The sequence below is a fragment of the Alloyangia pacifica genome, assembly GCF_900116195.1.
Taxonomy (GTDB): Bacteria; Pseudomonadota; Alphaproteobacteria; order Rhodobacterales; family Rhodobacteraceae; genus Salipiger; species Salipiger pacificus.
This window is the reverse complement of record NZ_FOZW01000020.1, coordinates 38,460-53,769: the sequence shown is the minus strand read 5'-3', so window position 1 is coordinate 53,769 and position 15,310 is coordinate 38,460. Positions and strand designations below refer to the sequence as shown.

At 62.1% G+C, this 15,310-nt stretch carries 12 protein-coding genes; 9 read left to right on the top strand and 3 right to left on the bottom strand.

All coding sequences use genetic code 11. From position 1 onward, the window contains the following. Positions 1-1,153 (bottom strand): ABC transporter permease subunit (locus BM397_RS26910; protein WP_092567439.1); only part of this gene is annotated, 1,153 nt, incomplete at its 3' end. A 90-nt stretch (positions 1,154-1,243) separates the two neighbouring features. Beyond that, positions 1,244-2,062 carry an ABC transporter substrate-binding protein gene (locus BM397_RS26905; protein ID WP_092430896.1) on the bottom strand — a complete coding sequence of 273 codons (819 nt, stop codon included), beginning with the start codon at positions 2,060-2,062 and terminating at the stop codon, positions 1,244-1,246. Between the two features lie 190 nt (positions 2,063-2,252). Here BM397_RS26905 and BM397_RS26900 point away from each other — a divergent pair, with 190 nt between their 5' ends. After that, complete coding sequence (locus tag BM397_RS26900; protein ID WP_092430895.1) at positions 2,253-3,338, top strand: LacI family DNA-binding transcriptional regulator; 1,086 nt, start codon at positions 2,253-2,255, stop codon at positions 3,336-3,338. A 1,095-nt stretch (positions 3,339-4,433) separates the two neighbouring features. After that, entirely contained in the window at positions 4,434-5,669 is a 1,236-nt protein-coding gene (locus BM397_RS26890; protein ID WP_092430894.1) for a metal-dependent hydrolase family protein, read from the top strand. Between the two features lie 34 nt (positions 5,670-5,703). On the opposite strand, the gene BM397_RS26885 is transcribed toward BM397_RS26890, so the two are convergent. Then, complete coding sequence (locus BM397_RS26885; protein ID WP_176806951.1) at positions 5,704-6,348, bottom strand: TetR/AcrR family transcriptional regulator; 645 nt, start codon at positions 6,346-6,348, stop codon at positions 5,704-5,706. Positions 6,349-6,730: 382 nt separating this feature from the next. Between BM397_RS26885 and BM397_RS26880 the strand changes: the two genes are divergently transcribed. The 7 genes from BM397_RS26880 (at position 6,731) to BM397_RS26850 (ending at position 15,178) form a co-directional block, all read left to right on the top strand. After that, positions 6,731-7,969, top strand: a complete 1,239-nt coding sequence (locus BM397_RS26880; RefSeq protein WP_092430891.1) for an ABC transporter substrate-binding protein — start codon at positions 6,731-6,733, stop codon at positions 7,967-7,969. Between the two features lie 6 nt (positions 7,970-7,975). Beyond that, positions 7,976-8,842, top strand: a complete 867-nt coding sequence (locus BM397_RS26875) for a branched-chain amino acid ABC transporter permease (RefSeq protein ID WP_092430889.1) — start codon at positions 7,976-7,978, stop codon at positions 8,840-8,842. After that, positions 8,842-9,720, top strand: a complete 879-nt coding sequence (locus BM397_RS26870; RefSeq protein ID WP_092430885.1) for a branched-chain amino acid ABC transporter permease — start codon at positions 8,842-8,844, stop codon at positions 9,718-9,720. The genes BM397_RS26875 and BM397_RS26870 overlap by 1 nt, the downstream gene beginning before the upstream one ends. Continuing rightward, positions 9,717-10,475 carry an ABC transporter ATP-binding protein gene (locus tag BM397_RS26865; protein ID WP_092430883.1) on the top strand — a complete coding sequence of 253 codons (759 nt, stop codon included), beginning with the start codon at positions 9,717-9,719 and terminating at the stop codon, positions 10,473-10,475. The genes BM397_RS26870 and BM397_RS26865 overlap by 4 nt, the downstream gene beginning before the upstream one ends. After that, complete coding sequence (locus BM397_RS26860; protein WP_092430881.1) at positions 10,472-11,176, top strand: ABC transporter ATP-binding protein; 705 nt, start codon at positions 10,472-10,474, stop codon at positions 11,174-11,176. The genes BM397_RS26865 and BM397_RS26860 overlap by 4 nt, the downstream gene beginning before the upstream one ends. A gap of 214 nt (positions 11,177-11,390) precedes the next feature. Continuing rightward, positions 11,391-13,544: a hydantoinase/oxoprolinase family protein gene (locus tag BM397_RS26855; RefSeq protein ID WP_143015452.1), complete on the top strand. Its 2,154-nt coding sequence runs from the start codon at positions 11,391-11,393 to the stop codon at positions 13,542-13,544. Then, entirely contained in the window at positions 13,544-15,178 is a 1,635-nt protein-coding gene (locus BM397_RS26850; RefSeq protein ID WP_092430876.1) for a hydantoinase B/oxoprolinase family protein, read from the top strand. The genes BM397_RS26855 and BM397_RS26850 overlap by 1 nt, the downstream gene beginning before the upstream one ends. The last annotated feature ends 132 nt before the right edge of the window (positions 15,179-15,310 follow it).

Sequence of the window (15,310 nt, the reverse complement as noted above, 5' to 3'; positions counted from 1 at the left end):
CGAGGCGGGCGTCGGCGATGGCGCGGGCCTCGGCACGCGGCAGCCCCTTGATCCTGGTGAGCGAGAGCATGATGTTCTCCCGCGCCGTGTGATCCGGAAACAGGTTGAAGTGCTGGAACACCATGCCGACGCGGGCGCGCAGGGTCTCGGGCTTCATGCCGCGGATGTCGGTGCCATCGAGCATCACCTGGCCGCCGTTCATCTCGACGAGCCGGTTGAGGCTGCGCAGAAGTGTCGACTTGCCCGAGCCGGAAGGTCCGACGATGCAGGTGACGGATCCCTTGGGGATCTCGAGGTCGATCCCGCGCAGCACTTCGAGGGGGCCATAGCTGAGCCGCAGGTCGCGGATCGACAGGCTGCCGCCGTTGAAGCGGGTCTGCTCGGCATTGCGCGTCGCGGCGCCAAGCTCGTCCACCTCGTCGAGACCGCTGCTGGGCTGGGCCCCGGTTGTCCGCTTGCCGGACCGCAGGCGGTGGTCGATGTGGTTGACCAGATGGGTCAGCGGCACGGTGATCACCAGATAGAAAATCCCCGCCAGAAGCAGCGGCGAGAGGTTGCCGGTGACCACGGCGGCGTCCTGCCCGACGCGGAAGATCTCGCGTTCCGAGGCCAGCAGGCCGAGGAAGTAGATCAGCGAGCTGTCCTTCACGTTCGAGATGAACTGGTTGACCAGCGCCGGCAGCACGCGGCGGATGCCTTGCGGCACGACAATCAGGCGCATGCCCTGGCTGTAGCTCATCGAGAGGGCGCGGCAGGCCTCCATCTGGCCGGTCGGCACGCTCTGGATGCCGGCCCGGAAGATCTCGCCGATATACGCCCCGGCGATCAGGCTCAGCGCGAGGATGCCGAGCGGGTAGGGGGAGGGGCCGAAGAGCTCACGCCCGAGCCCGGCGAAGCCCTGTCCGATTAGCAGGATGGTGACGATGGCCGGCAGGCCGCGAAAGATGTCGGTGTAGAGGCGCGCAGGCACCCGCAGCCAGGCGGCGCGTGAAATGCCCATTACCGCAAGAATGATACCGATAATGATGCCGATGACAGTCGAGGCGGCCGCGAGGATCAGCGTGTTCTTCAGGCCGGTCGAGAGCATGATCGGCAAGATCTCGGCCATGGCGTCCCAGTCGAGGAACGTCCGTTGGAGGTTTTCCAACCACATAAGGTGTCTCCAGGGGGCGGGGCAAGGCGCCGCCCGACGTCTTGGGAATTGGGCTGCCGGCGGTGCCGGCAGCCGGAAGGTCGGGCGGGATCAGCTGCCGCTCGGCAGATACTGCTTGGGCATCGGCGAGCCGGGGAACCACTTCTCGTAGAGGTCGCGCCATGTGCCGTCCTCCATCGCCGCGTGCAGCGCTTCGTTCAGCGCGTTGCGCAGCGCGTCATTGCCCGGTTTCACCGCGAAGCCGGCAGGCGCATCGAAGGAGGGGATGTTGACCTTGATGTCGAGGTCGTAGCGCTCGCCATAGGTCTTGGCGGCCTCGTAGTCGAGGAAATGCGCGTCGATCGTGCCGTTGTTCAGCGCCGCGACACCGGTGTTGTTGTCGGGGAACTGGACGATGTCGGTGTCGGTGAAGGTCTTCTTGGCGTACATCTCCTGCAGCGTGCCCTGCACGACGCCGAGGCGTTTGCCCGCAAGGCTGGCGGGGTCCTCGGTGATCGCTTCCTCGCCCGAGAGGACCGAGAGGTATCCGGCCAGGTAGCCGTCCGAGAAATCGACGACCTCTTCGCGCTGCTCGGTGATGCCGATGGCGGCGGCGGCGATGTCGAAACGGCCGTTGGAGACGGACGGCAGCAGCGCTGCGAACTCCTGCCCGGTAAAGAGGATCTGGTCCTCCTCGAAGCCGAGCCGCCCGAGCACGTTGCGCAGGAACTCCACGTCGAATCCGGTGAATTCGCCGGCTGCAGTTGTGAAGGCATAGGGCTTGGCATCGCCGAGCGATCCGACGCTGACCGTGTCGGCGTCGAGCAGGTTGTAAGGGTTGTCCTGCGCCTGGACGGCGCCGGCGGCGGCAAGTGCAACCAGGAAGCCGGTCAGGGGGGCTTTCACCCGGTCGAGAAGGCTGTTGGACATGTCGTGTCTCCCGCTGTTGGCGGGCCGACCCTCTCTGTGCAGTCCTGCCGAGGGATCGGCCTCGTTTAAATATGAGACCGGTGTCATGTATAGTGAGACCGGTCTCAGTAGTTGTATGGTTCATGTATGTTTTGATTCGCGTCAACAGGCTTGATAAGGATTTCGAGCCCTGAAAATCGAAGTGGCAGGAATGAGCGGAAAAAAGAGTTCACTGACCGTCGCGGACGTCGCCCGGGCGGCCAAAGTATCAAAAGCCACGGCGGCCCGGGTCCTCGGGGGCTACGGCATCGCAAGCGAAACCGCGCGCAAGGCTGTGCTGGAAGCCGCAGAAACGCTTGGCTACCAGCCCAACGACCTGGCGCGGTCGATGAGCACAGGGCGCAGCGGCCTGGTCGGCGTGATCGTCGGCGACATCGAGAACGCGTTCTTCAGTCAGGCGGTTCGCGGGATCAGCGACAGGCTGCGCGCAGCTGACCTGAACCTGATCATCAGCAATTCCAGCGAACGGCTTTCTGAAGAGATCGAAATGGTCTCGGTCCTGCTGCGTCAGCGGGTCGCCGGGCTGATCGTCGCGCCGACCGATGCGCGGCGGGTCGACCATCTGAAAGCGGCGGTCGCCTCGGGCACACCGGTGGTTACGCTCGATCGCCGGTCCCCGGATCTGGAGGTCGACGCGGTCTGTGGAGATGATCGCGGCAGTGTGGCGCAGGTTCTGCATCGACTACACGAGGAAGGGCATCGGCGGGTTGCCTATGTCACCGCCATGATGACGGCGGATGGCCGGCTCGGAAAGCTCGAGGATATTGGCATCTCGGCCGTCCGGGAGCGGATTTCCAGCTTTCTGGCGCAGATGCGCGATACGGGCGTGGAGACGCCCGCCGATCTGGTCTTCACCGGGGCAAGCGATGACGGGTCGACCGCCGACATCGTGACGCGCATCCTGGCGCAATCTCCGTCGATCACCGCAATCCTGGCCTCCGACAGCCTCATCGGTGCGCGGATCTTCCGCGAACTTTCGGACCGGGGTCTCAGCCTGCCGCAGGACATGTCCCTGGTCTCCTGGTTCGACGCAGACTGGACGCGGGTGACCTCGCCGCGGATCAGCGTGGTCGATCAGCCGACCTATCAGTTCGGACAAAAGGCCGCGGAACGCCTGATCTCCCGGCTGAAAGGCGATGACTCCCCCGCGCAGACGTTCGTTGTGGCCACGCCGCTTGTCGAGCGCGGCACGATCGGCGCACCGAAAGGGCGGGGACCGGTCGAAATCCCGGACTGAGATGCATGTGCACTGCGCCGGGCCGATGCGCTGACGAGCGCTCCTCCGGGTGCTGCCAGAGGCGTCGGGCAGGGCCACAGGCTACGCCACCTTCCAACAGGGTGCTCAAAAAGATCCCTGTGTGCGACGGTGCCCCTTTGGGGGCGGCCTGCTTCAGCGTAGAGGCAGTCGAACTTTGCATCCGGGGAGCGCAGCACATCGCTGATGGCGATCCCGATTCTTCGACATGGGCTTCGCGGCGGAATTCAGGTGCCGGGATCGACGCAACCGGACAGCGACTCCGGCTCCATTTCCGATCCGATGATCGGACGCTCCATCGGTCTCTTTTGCGCGATGGTGAACCATGTTCTGGGGAAGACGTCGAGGCGGGGGCTCCTCAGGCCCTCGTTGGGCCCAGCTTGCGACCAGACCATCCGCTCAGATCGCGGAGCTGGGTGGCGGGTATGCTGCACGCGCATGGTGCTTCTTGTTGAGAAGTTTTCAGTTCGCCCATAGATAGGGCGCAGGGTTCGGATTTGAGCTGAAAAGCTCATCTCTCCCTACCTCCCTGTTGGACTTCGGCCGAGCTTGTCTCGGCCATTTTTTTGTCTGCAGCCCTTTTCCCACGGTGATCTCAGCGGTGCCGGCGTGCTTCGCGTGCCAGCGCAGCATCAGGTGAGGCACGCGGGAAATCGCGTTCGAGCCGCTCAGCGTACTGGCGTGTGCGCTCCTTAAATCGCGTAAGCGTGTAATCCAGATTATGTTGTAAAGTGAGCTTTCAGCCTGCGCCCATGACCTTCACGCCTGCAGATCGAAGGTCGCGCATGCATTCGCATGTTTGCCGGGACCACTGGCCAATCCAGCTCACACATCAGATCACGCCGTGCTTTGGCGGCGCACGTCCGAGAGCGAACCTTCCGCACCTTCATCTTCTTGGCCAGGCATCTGGCGCAGGAAGCACTGAATTTGTGCGAGCCATTCCAAAATCACGAAGAAGCCACACAAACTCCTTTACGGAACTTACGAACCATGCTGTCTGTATGTTACGAACACTGCTGCTCGTAACATACACTGCTCCGAGCGGCTCGGGTATCTGAAGGCACATTAGGGTTAAGCATGGCACTCACCGTATTCAAAAACGCGCGGATCGTAGATGGAACCTCGCCAGATCTGCCGGACCCGGTGGATTTCGTCGTCGAGAACGGTCGTTTCGCCGAGGTGCAAACCGCGTCCAAAGTGACTGGCGATGACGAAGTCGACCTGAAGGGCGCAACCGTGATGCCGGGTCTCATCGATTGCCATGTGCATGTGTCGGTGGTCTCCCAGGATGCTCGGCATAGCGCCGAATTGCCGAGCTCGCTCATTGCCTTCCAAGCCGCCGAACGAATGAAGCGGATGCTGATGCGCGGCTTTACCACGGTCAGGGACGCAGGCGGCGCCGATGGCGGCCTCAAGCGCGCTGTCTCAGAAGGCTGGATCGACGCGCCGCGGCTGATCATTTCCGGCAAGGCGCTTGCGCAGACCGGCGGACACACTGATTTCAGACCCCCCTACCACTTTGGCTCGACCGCTCACTACGAGCGCAACCTCGGTTCAATGGGGCGCCTGTGCGACGGTGATGCGGAAGTGCGCAGGGCGACCCGGGAAGAAATCAAGGGCGGCGCTGATTTCATCAAGGTCATGGCCGATGGCGGCGTGGCCTCTCCCGCCGATCCGATCGGTTACCTCGTGTTCTCGCTCGACGAACTGAAGGCGATTGTGGAAGTTGCAAAAGGGTTCGGAACATACGTCGCCGCGCACCTGTACGACGACACGGCGATCAACCGGGCCATCGATTGCGGTATCGAATGCGTGGAGCATGGCAATCTAGCCAAGGATGCCACGATCAGCCGAATGGCGCGCGAAGGCATCAGAGTGGTGCCGACGAACGTCACCTACGACGTCATTTCGCGCATGGGAGCGGCTTCCGGCGTGACCCCGGCGGGGCTTGAGCGGTGTGAATCTGTGCGCGAGGCGGGGCTGGAGCGGACCCGGAAGTTCTACGAAGCGGGCGTTGTTGCCGGATACGGAAGCGATCTGTTGGGCCCTCTGGAAGCAAGCCAATCGGACGAGTTCGCATTGCGTGCACGCGTCATCCCCCCGCATGCGGCCATTCGAGCCGCAACCGTCGATGCCGCGAAGGTGCTGCGGCGCGAGGGCGAACTCGGCGAGATCTCACCCGGCGCTCTTGCTGATTTCATAGTCGTTGACGGCAACCCGCTCGAAGACATTTCCGTACTCACTGGCCAGGGGGAGCGGATTCCGCTGATTGTCCAGGGCGGCGTCGCGAAGAAGAACAGCCTTGCGATCTGATGCGATCACCGCGGCGGCGCCGTGCGGACGGCCCCTAGCTGTCCACGGCGGCGCGCGCCATCGCCTTCCAGCGCTCGACGTGTCGTTGTGCATAGTCCGGTTCGCCCGACGCGTTGGAGAACATGGCAATTCCCCGCAAGGTTGCGAGCGACAGATTGAAGAGGTCGACCATGTTGCGGTCACTGGGATCGATGCCCAGGATCTTCATGGCCGCGTCATCCCGCTCGGCAACCCACGCGGTGTAGACCTCAAGAAGGCGGCGCGAAAGTTCGCCATCCTTTTCAGAGACCATGACGAGTTCCATGGAGGCCATGAACCATTTGTTCTCGTATATGAGCGCCCAAATCGCGTCGATCATCTCGGTAATCGAAAGCCGCACGTAATCCGGCGCGGTGTTGAAGGGATAGCCCTCGCGCCAGATGTCTATAAGGAACTTATAGGCCGCGACATACATGTCATTGCGGGTCGGGTACTGATGAACCAGGGCGCCCCGCGAGATCCCGGCCCGTGCTGCGACGCTATTGGACGAAACGCCTTCCCAACCGTGCTCGACAAGACAGTCGAGCACGGCCTCGCAGACAACCTGCCGCGTCCGGGACGACCTCTCGGCCTGGGTGCGCGGGCGCGTGGCCGTCTCAGGGGACTGTTTCGACTTGGAACTTCCCGCCTCTTTAGACATTTGCGCAGGCCCCCTTCCCACGGAATTCATACGAGCTCGATTTCTGCGGCGCGCGCGCACCGCCGCACGCCACATTTAATAAACAAGCACAGATTGTCAATAATGCCTCCCTGAGTTGCGGAGACAAAGAAGCACGCTCGGCACAGCCTCCATAACAACACATGTTTTATGGGAATAACTTACCTCGCCTCACACGCACCCGCGAATAAATAGGCAAGTTTTAATTTACTAACATCCGGAAAATTTGCTTCCGAGAACTCACCTGCGGAACATAGCCTTCAAGGGCACGCTGCTTTGGGCGCCGGCGGCACCGGGGAAATGCCCTAAGGCTGTTACCCCAAAAAACCAACAACAACACCAATATTCAACAAGGAGACTGCAAATGAAAAATCAAGGCGATGTTTCGCGTCGCGCCGTCTTGGCAGGTATCGGAAGCACGGCGTTGCTGACGGGCCTGTCTGGTCGAGCCCAGGCTGCAGGAAATGTCTTTCGTATCGGCGCGCCGAATACGATCACGGGCGCTGCGGGTGTCTTCGGCACCGGCGTGCAGAACACGATCATCGAAATGGCCAAACGGCTGAACGCAGCTGGCGGGGCCGGCGGGCACACTTTCGAGGTCTTCGCGGAAGACACTCAGACGCTGCCCGAGCCCGCACTGCTGGCGGCCCGCAAACTGATCGAAGTCAACGAGGTCAAGGCTCTTCTGGGCGTTTACTCCAGCCCCGAGGCGCTCGCCATCATCCCGGCCAGCAATGCGGCAGATGTGGTCCTGATGCACACAGGCGCGGCCCCCAAGCTCGCAGCCGACAACACCGAGGGGCTGGGTTTCCAGTTCTATCCGTCCAGCCAGTCGATCGGGTTCGTGCTAAACCAGATCGTGACCAAGGAAGGCTATGAGCGTCCCGTGACCTTGACGCTCACAAACGATGCCTCGATCGGCAACTCCACGAGCTTCCACAAATACTGGGCAGAGCAGACAGGCAGCGAACCCGAAGACATTCGCTATCAGCCGAACCAGCCGAACTACCGCTCAGAGCTGCAGCAGGCGCTTCTGGCGAACCCGGATGTGATCATCCTGAACGGCTACGAGCCCGACGCAACGATCATCATGAAGCAGCTCTATGAACTCGGAAACACAGCACGGGTGATCGCGCCGGAATTCGCGGTGACGACACGCCTGATCGAGGCACTTGGCCCGGAACTCGTCGAAGACACGATCGTCTATCGTTTCGTTCCCAACTCGGATTCCGCAGCATACACGCTCTTTGACGAAGTCTATCAGGCGGCCATGGATGCGCCGGGTTCCGCAAACACCTATGCGGCCATTGCCTATGACGAGATGAATCTCGTTGCGCTTGCTCTCGAACTCGACCCTGCGATCTCGACCGGCGCGGAGCTGGCCGACGCGATCCACAAGGTCTGTGGTCCGGACGGTGAGCCCTGCAACAGCTTTGCGGAGGGCAAGGAACTCATTGCCGGCGGCGCTACGGTTCTGAACTACCTCGGCGCCTCCGGACCGTGCGACTTTGACGATCAGGGCCGCACGCCGGGCAACTTCGGTGTCTCTGAAGTGAAGAGTGGCGAATACGTGTTCGCGTATGGCATCGTATTCGAGGACTAACATCTAATGTTCTACGCAAATCTTGCTATGTCAGGATTGGTCCAGGGTCTCCTTTTGGCGACCCTGGCACTTTCAGTCTCCCTCTGCTTCTCGGTCGCCAAATTCACCAATGCGGCGACCGGGGATTTCATGACCGTCGGTGCCTACGTTGTCGTGGCGATTCAGGCCGTCACCGGTGGGTCGCTGATGTTGGGTGTCCTCGGGTCCTGTATCGTCACGGCCCTGATCTCGTTGCTGGCCTATTGGTTGCTCTTCCGGCATCTCGCGCATGTCTCCCCGATCATGTCCCTGGTCGCGTCGGTCGGCCTTGCTCTCTTTCTTCGCAGCGTCCTGTCCCTCTTCGCGGGCCATGAACAATATGCCATCGACTATCCCATCGCGCGCGCCATCAACTTCCACGGCTTCCTGATCGTCCCGATCGACCTCTGGGTTGCGCTGGCATCCGTCGCTTTGCTCGCTCTGGTCTTTGCGGTGCTCTACCTCACGCCGATTGGCTTGCAGGTGCGCGCCCTCGCCGACAACCGCGACCTTGCGCGCGCAGCGGGCATTCGCTCGCGGGGCGTGATGATCGTTCTGTGGTCCCTGATCGGCATCGTGAGCGCGGTCGGCGGCACGATCATCGGCATCAAGACCGTGGTCATCCCGGATATCGGCTGGAACCTGCTGCTCCCCGGTTTCGCAGCGGCAATTCTGGGCGGGCTCGGGAATCCCCTCGGCGCCGTCATCGCGGCGATCCTTCTTGGCATCTGCCAAGAACTCTCAACACCGATGGTCGGCTTTGTCTACAAGACGATCTTCTCCTTTGCGGTGCTGATCGCCGTGCTGATCTGGAAGCCAGAGGGACTCTTCGGTCGCGTGGAGCAGGTGCGCTGATGATCCACTATGTCATTACCCTCCTGTCCATCGGCGGGATATACCTGCTCCTGGCGCAAGCGCTCAACCTGCAGTTCGGCTTCGCCGGACTTCCGAACTTCGGCATTGTAGGGTTCTTCGCGATCGGCTCCTACGCCTCCGCCCTCCTGACGGCGAACGGCAATTTTCCGGTCTATGGTGCGATGCTTATCGCCGGCCTGCTGGCGGCTCTGATGAGCTTTGGGCTTGCGCGTATCGTCCTAAGACTTCGTACCGACTATCTTGCGATCGTGACGCTCAGTTTCAGCGAAATCGTACGCATCCTCGTCATCGGCGAAGAGCAGATCACCAACGGCCCCAGGGGTGTCAGCGGCATACCGGGCATCCCGTTGCTATGGTCGCCCGGTGTGAACGCGGTGGTCCTGATTATCGCCGTGAACGTCCTCGTGGCCCTGGCGACCCACCTCTTGGTCCGCAGTCCGTTTGGGCGCTCGATACGCGCCATGCGGGACGACGAGGCAGCCTTTGCGTCGATCTCGAAAAGCGCGGTTTCCTACAAACTGCGGGTCTTCGGACTCGGCGGTTTCGTCATGGGTGTCGCTGGCGCGCTCTACGCGCATTACTTCGGATACATCAGCCCCGATCAGTTCCTCCCGCTGACCACCTTCTATGTCTGGATTGCCGTCATTCTGGGCGGAGCGGGCCGTCTCAGTGGAGCCTTGATCGGCACCATCGTCCTGACTCTCTTTCTGGAAGGCTCTCGCTTCTTGCGCGATGTCCTGCCCTTCATTTCCGAGGTGGAGATGGCAAGCGTCCGCATCGGAGCAATCGGATTTGCGCTCATGGTTCTCGCATCGCGTCGTCCGCAGGGCATCATGGGAGATTTCACCTCAAAATGACACTCAGATTAGAAAACCTATCCCAGCACTACGGTGGCCTGCAGGTCATCCAAGATGTCAGCCTTGAAATCGATGTGGGTGACATCACCGGGATGATCGGACCGAACGGCGCAGGTAAGACCACTCTGTTCAGCCTGATAAACGGCCTACAAAGACCGGCCGGCGGGACGGTAGTGCTCAATGGAAACGATATCACCCGCATGAAATCTCATGTCCGGGTGCGTCAGGGACTTGGCTGGACATTCCAGGTCCCGCGCCCATTTTCGCACCTGACGGTGTTCGAAAATCTGCTTGTCGCAGCAAGGGAGCAACCGGGCGATACGATATGGCGTAATTTCCTGACGCCAGGCAGGGTCGCCGCCACCGAACGCAATATTGCCGCGAAAGCCGAGGAAATACTCGAGTTTCTCAAGCTGCAGCATGTCAGGGAGAGCCATTCCAAGGTTCTCTCGGGCGGCCAGAAGAAACTTCTGGAGTTGGGACGCGCGCTCATGCTCGATCCGGTATTCATCCTGCTGGATGAGCCCTTCGCGGGGGTCAACCCGGTCCTGATCGAAGAAATCGGTGCAAGGATATCGGAACTGCGCGACCGGGGCATCGGCTTCTTGATCATCGAGCACAACATCGGTGCGCTGGCACGACTGTGCGACCGGATGGTGGTCTTGGATCGTGGCAAGATCATCGGGGACGGTGCGCCGTCGACCGTGCTGGCGGACAAGACCGTCCGGCTCGCTTATCTGGGGGAAAGCGCATGAGATTGCTCGAACTCAAGGAGCTCCGCGTCGGCTATGGAGAAGTGGATATCGTTCGCGGCATCGACCTTCATGTCGAGGAGAACGAAATCGTCACCATCGCCGGCACAAACGGCGCCGGAAAATCGACACTGGTCAAGGGTGTCATGGGCCTTGCACCCCGGACCTCTGGCCAGATGACGTTTGCCGGACAAGACCTGCTGAGCCGGTCGGCAGAGGACCGACGCTCGCTGGGTATCAGCTACGTTCCACAGGTGGCCAACGTTTTCCCAAGCCTGTCCGTCTCGGAAAACCTCAGCATCATGGGACGGGGCCAGAACGCGAAGTCGCGCATGGACGAGATGTTCAGCATGTTCCCGGCCCTTGGCCGGCGCAAGCGAACTCAGGCAAGGGCTCTCTCAGGGGGCGAGCGTCAGCAACTCGCCTTTGCGCGGGCACTGATGTCTCAACCCAAGCTCATCGTGCTCGACGAACCCACCGCTGCGCTCTCTCCCGCCCTCAGCACGCAGGTGTTCGAACAGGTGAAGCAACTCCTGTCGATGGATGTCGCCGTCCTGATGATCGAACAGCGGGCGCGGCAGAGTCTGAAGATCAGCCACCGAGGCTACATTTTGGATTCGGGCAAGGTGGCGATGGTCGGCCCCGCCGAGCAATTGCTTGCGGATCCCGAAATGGAAGAGCTCTACCTCGGCGTCCATGAGTGACGCTTGCAGCCCAAGGCGACGCGAAGATGGCCGCCGACCGGCGATCCAACCGGTGACCTGAATTCTCAGGTCGCCGGACAAGGCGATCATTTCGCCTGCCGCCTTCCAGCGTCGCGAAACACCGGGCGCCATACGCGTCGCGTGATGCGCCGACAAGATTTCCCGGCGCCATGTCGCCACGCCCTGCCGCGCTGAAACCAGAACCTCGGGCCCCGTGGAGAGCGTCACACGCGCCTGCCGCTGGCCTCCGGGGAAACAAGAACGAGATGATGAAATGCTTCGATTAGGCATCGATATCGGTGGTACTTTCACCGACTTTGCATTGGCCGACCAGGCCCGCCGCTGGACCGCGGTTCACAAGCGACTGACGACCCCGGAAGCTCCCGAACGCGCAGTGATCGAGGGAGTGTCGGCCATCTGCAGCGAAAATGGTGTCACGGTCGATGATATCGGCGAGATCATCCATGGTACGACGTTGATCACCAACGCGCTGATCGAGCGGCGAGGCCAGCCGACTGGAATGCTGGTGACCGAGGGGTTCCGCGACACCTTCGATATCGGACAGGAGCAACGATACGACCTCTATGATCTTCACCTCAGGTTCGCGGAACCGCTGGTCGCTCGCTCGGAGCGTGCCGAGGTGACCGAGCGTCTCAATCATCGGGGCGAGGTTCTTGTCGCGCTCGACGAAGACGGCCTGAGAGCTTCGCTGAAGGGGCTGGTCGAGGGCCGGGGTATTGCCTCACTTGCCATCTGCTTCCTCCATTCCTACCGCAACCCGACGCATGAGAACCGCGCCGCCGCCATCGCGAAAGAGATGTACCCCGAGCTCTACGTCTCGACCTCCGCCGACGTATTTGCCCGTCCGCTGGAGTACGAGCGCTGGACCACGGCCTGCGCCAACGCTTACTCGCAGCCTATGGTGGACCGTTACCTTCGGCGCCTCGAGGAAGGTCTGGCCGGGATCGGCTACGCCGGTGCACTTTCCATCATCGCCTCGGGCGGTGGCCTGATGACACCGGCGATGGCGCGCCGCTATCCCGTCCGCCTGCTGGAGTCCGGTCCGGCCGCTGGTGTCCTCATGGCGGCCCGCCTCTCGGAGGTCCTCGATATGTCCAGCGTGATCGCCTTCGACCTTGGCGGCACCACCGCCAAGGGAGCTTTGGTGCGCAATGGCGAGCCGAGCAAGAAATACAGCTTCGAGGCCGCGCATGCCTACAAGCACAAGTCGGGCAGTGGCCTCACTCTCCAGATCCCGGTGATCGACATGGCTGAAATCGGCTCGGGGGGCGGAAGCATCGTCGCGGTCGACAGCCTCGGCCTGATCCGTGTCGGCCCGCGTAGTGCGAGTTCCGTGCCAGGGCCAGCCTGCTATGGCCGGGGCGGCGCGGCACCAGCTCTCACTGATGCCAACCTGATTCTGGGCTACCTCGACGCGGACTTCTTCCTTGGCGGCAAGATGCCACTTGATACGGATGCCGCCAGCCGATCCATCGGTCGCACTGTAGCCCAGCCGCTCGATATGGACCTGATGCGCGCGGCCTGGGGCATCCACGACATCGCCAACGAGGATATTAGCCGGGCGTTCCGCATGCATGCGACCGAGCGCGGCTTCGACTATCGCCGCTCCAGCATGGTGGCCAGTGGCGGCGGCGGCCCGGTTCACGCCGCCCGGATCGCCCGCAAGCTCAACGTTCCCCGCGTGATCTACCCGGCCGGCGCCGGGGTAATGTCTGCCTTCGGGATGCTGGTCGGCGCGCGGTCTTTCGAGGTGGTCCGGGCGCATTCTCAGCGTCTCGATAGCCTCAGCGCCGGGGAACTCGAGGCGCTGCTCACAAGCCTGCGCTCAGAGGTGTTCTCTCACCTTGCCGGCGACGACCTAGACAGGTCAGATATCGCGACCGATGTCCGCCTCGACATGCGGTACCTGGGCCAAGGCTATGACATCGAGGTGCGGCTGCCGCAGGGTGTCTCGACGGAGACCTCGCTTGCCATGCTGCCAGCGGTGTTCGCGACCGCTTACAAGGATGTGTTCCACACGACCCTCGATCAGCCGCTGGAGATCACCGGCCTCAAAGTCGAGGCGCGTGCACCCAAGCCCGAATTCATGCCGCTTCTTCCCGCCGACCGGCCAGAGACGGGCACGGCGCAGAAAGGCACGCGCCAGGCCTACTTCCCGGCGGCTGGCGGTCTCACCGCCTGCCCGGTCTATGATCGATACCTCCTGCGACCCGGACAGGTCATCGAAGGCCCCTGCCTGGTGGAAGAGCGCGAAAGCACCTGCCTGCTCGACAAGGGCGACCGCGGGCTAATCGACACGTTTGGCAACCTCGTTGCCGAGATCAACACACAGCGCGAGGTCGCCTGATGGACACGCAACCGCCCCTTGACGCCGTCGACCTCTCGATCATGTGGGACCGGCTGATTTCGATCACCGACGAAGGCTCGGCAGCGTTGATCCGCTCCTCCTTCTCGACCCTCGTGCGCGATGGCTATGACCTCACCGTCCTAATCTTCGACGCGAAAGGCCGGATGATCGCCCAAAGTGCCAAGTGCATCCCCGTCTTCATCGGCACGGCTCCGGTGACGCTGTCGCACATGTTGGAGAAATTCTCCCCAGAGACCCTCGTCCCCGGCGACGTCGTGATCTCGAACGACCCGGTGATCGGCACCGGGCATATGTTCGACATCGCGGTGATGCGCCCGATCTACCGCGAGGGGACTCTCGTCGGCTACGCCATGAGCATCACCCACCTGCCCGACATCGGCGGAATGGGTTTTTCGGTCTCCGCCACCGAGATTTTCCATGAAGGGCTGCGGCTCCCGATCTGGAAACTGCTGAGTGCCGGGGTTGTCGATCAGAACCTTGTCGATCTCTTCCGCATGAACGTAAGGGTGCCGGAACAAGTGATCGGTGACATCTTTGCAAATGTGTCCTGCACAGAGATCGTCGCCCGGCAGGTCGTGGATTTCATGGCCGAGTATCGCCTGGGGTGCCTGCAGCCGCTGGCAGACGCCATCCTGCACAATTCGGATAGGGCGGTACGCCAGGCGCTCGAGGCCATGCCCGACGGCACCTACCGCGGCAGCGTGAACGTCGAGGCGCTCGACGAGGTCCGCACACTTCATTGTGCCATCACCAAGTCCGGCGACACACTCGACATCGATTTCGAAGGCACCGGCCCCTGCGTTCGGGCCGGCATCAACGTCCCCTTTTCCTACACCCGCGCGATGGCTCTCTACGCCATCAAGTGCCTGACCACGCCGACGATCCCCAACAACGAAGGCGCGATGCTGGCGATCACCATACGCGCGCCCAGTGGCTCGATCCTCAACGCCCTCCCACCCTCGCCATCTGCGGGGCGTCACACTATCGGGCATTTTGTTTTCCCGCTCATTCTCAACACCCTTGCCGAGATCCTTCCCGACGGCGTGAGCGCAGAGGCGGGACTGGTAGATGTGCTCACGTTCCAGGGCCAACAGCCGGACGGCACTGCGATGTCTGCGAGCTATGCCTGCACGGGCGGCTTTGGAGGCTCTCAGGGTCTGGACGGTCATCCGGCTCTGCCGGGATCGACCAACATCGGCCGGACCCCGATCGAGACCTTCGAGGCCGGCAGCGGTCTTACGGTGCTATGCAAGGAACTTCGCACAGATTCCGGTGGCGCGGGCGAATTCGCCGGTGGCGCCGGGCAGGTCATCCGAATGCGCAACGACAGCGGCCATGACATGCGAGTTTTTTCCATGGCAAACCGCACACTCTTCCCGGCGAAAGGGCTGTTCGGGGGCGGCGACGGGGCACCTCGCGAGCACTGGATCGACGATCTGAGGCTCAGCGGTCAGGGCATGAACACTCTGGCACCGGATGGCATACTTACCCTGAAGGAAGCTGGGGGGGGCGGCTATGGGGACCCTGCCCGCCGTACTCCGGACGCGATTTCCGAGGACATTGCACGCGGCTTTCTGAGCGAAGGCGTTGCCCGCCAGAGGTATCGCCGCTGACCGTACTGCCGACGTAGAAAAGACCTCTCGCGAGGCGTGACAGGATGGCCTCGCGAGACGGCGAACGCTTGCTATGGCGTCGCAGTCAGTCCTGACCCAGGGCAGCTGAAAGACCCCCAACCGCCCTCGGTC

Excerpts from the sequence above, each read along its gene's own strand:
- BM397_RS26900 (WP_092430895.1), top strand. The coding sequence starts at position 2,253 with ATGAGCGGAAAAAAGAGTTCACTGACCGTCGCGGACGTCGCCCGGGCG.
- BM397_RS26870 (WP_092430885.1), top strand. The coding sequence starts at position 8,842 with ATGATCCACTATGTCATTACCCTCCTGTCCATCGGCGGGATATACCTG.
- BM397_RS26890 (WP_092430894.1), top strand. The coding sequence starts at position 4,434 with ATGGCACTCACCGTATTCAAAAACGCGCGGATCGTAGATGGAACCTCG.
- BM397_RS26905 (WP_092430896.1), bottom strand. The coding sequence starts at position 2,062 with ATGTCCAACAGCCTTCTCGACCGGGTGAAAGCCCCCCTGACCGGCTTC.
- BM397_RS26880 (WP_092430891.1), top strand. The coding sequence starts at position 6,731 with ATGAAAAATCAAGGCGATGTTTCGCGTCGCGCCGTCTTGGCAGGTATC.
- BM397_RS26850 (WP_092430876.1), top strand. The coding sequence starts at position 13,544 with ATGGACACGCAACCGCCCCTTGACGCCGTCGACCTCTCGATCATGTGG.
- BM397_RS26865 (WP_092430883.1), top strand. The coding sequence starts at position 9,717 with ATGACACTCAGATTAGAAAACCTATCCCAGCACTACGGTGGCCTGCAG.
- BM397_RS26875 (WP_092430889.1), top strand. The coding sequence starts at position 7,976 with ATGTTCTACGCAAATCTTGCTATGTCAGGATTGGTCCAGGGTCTCCTT.
- BM397_RS26885 (WP_176806951.1), bottom strand. The coding sequence starts at position 6,348 with ATGTCTAAAGAGGCGGGAAGTTCCAAGTCGAAACAGTCCCCTGAGACG.
- BM397_RS26860 (WP_092430881.1), top strand. The coding sequence starts at position 10,472 with ATGAGATTGCTCGAACTCAAGGAGCTCCGCGTCGGCTATGGAGAAGTG.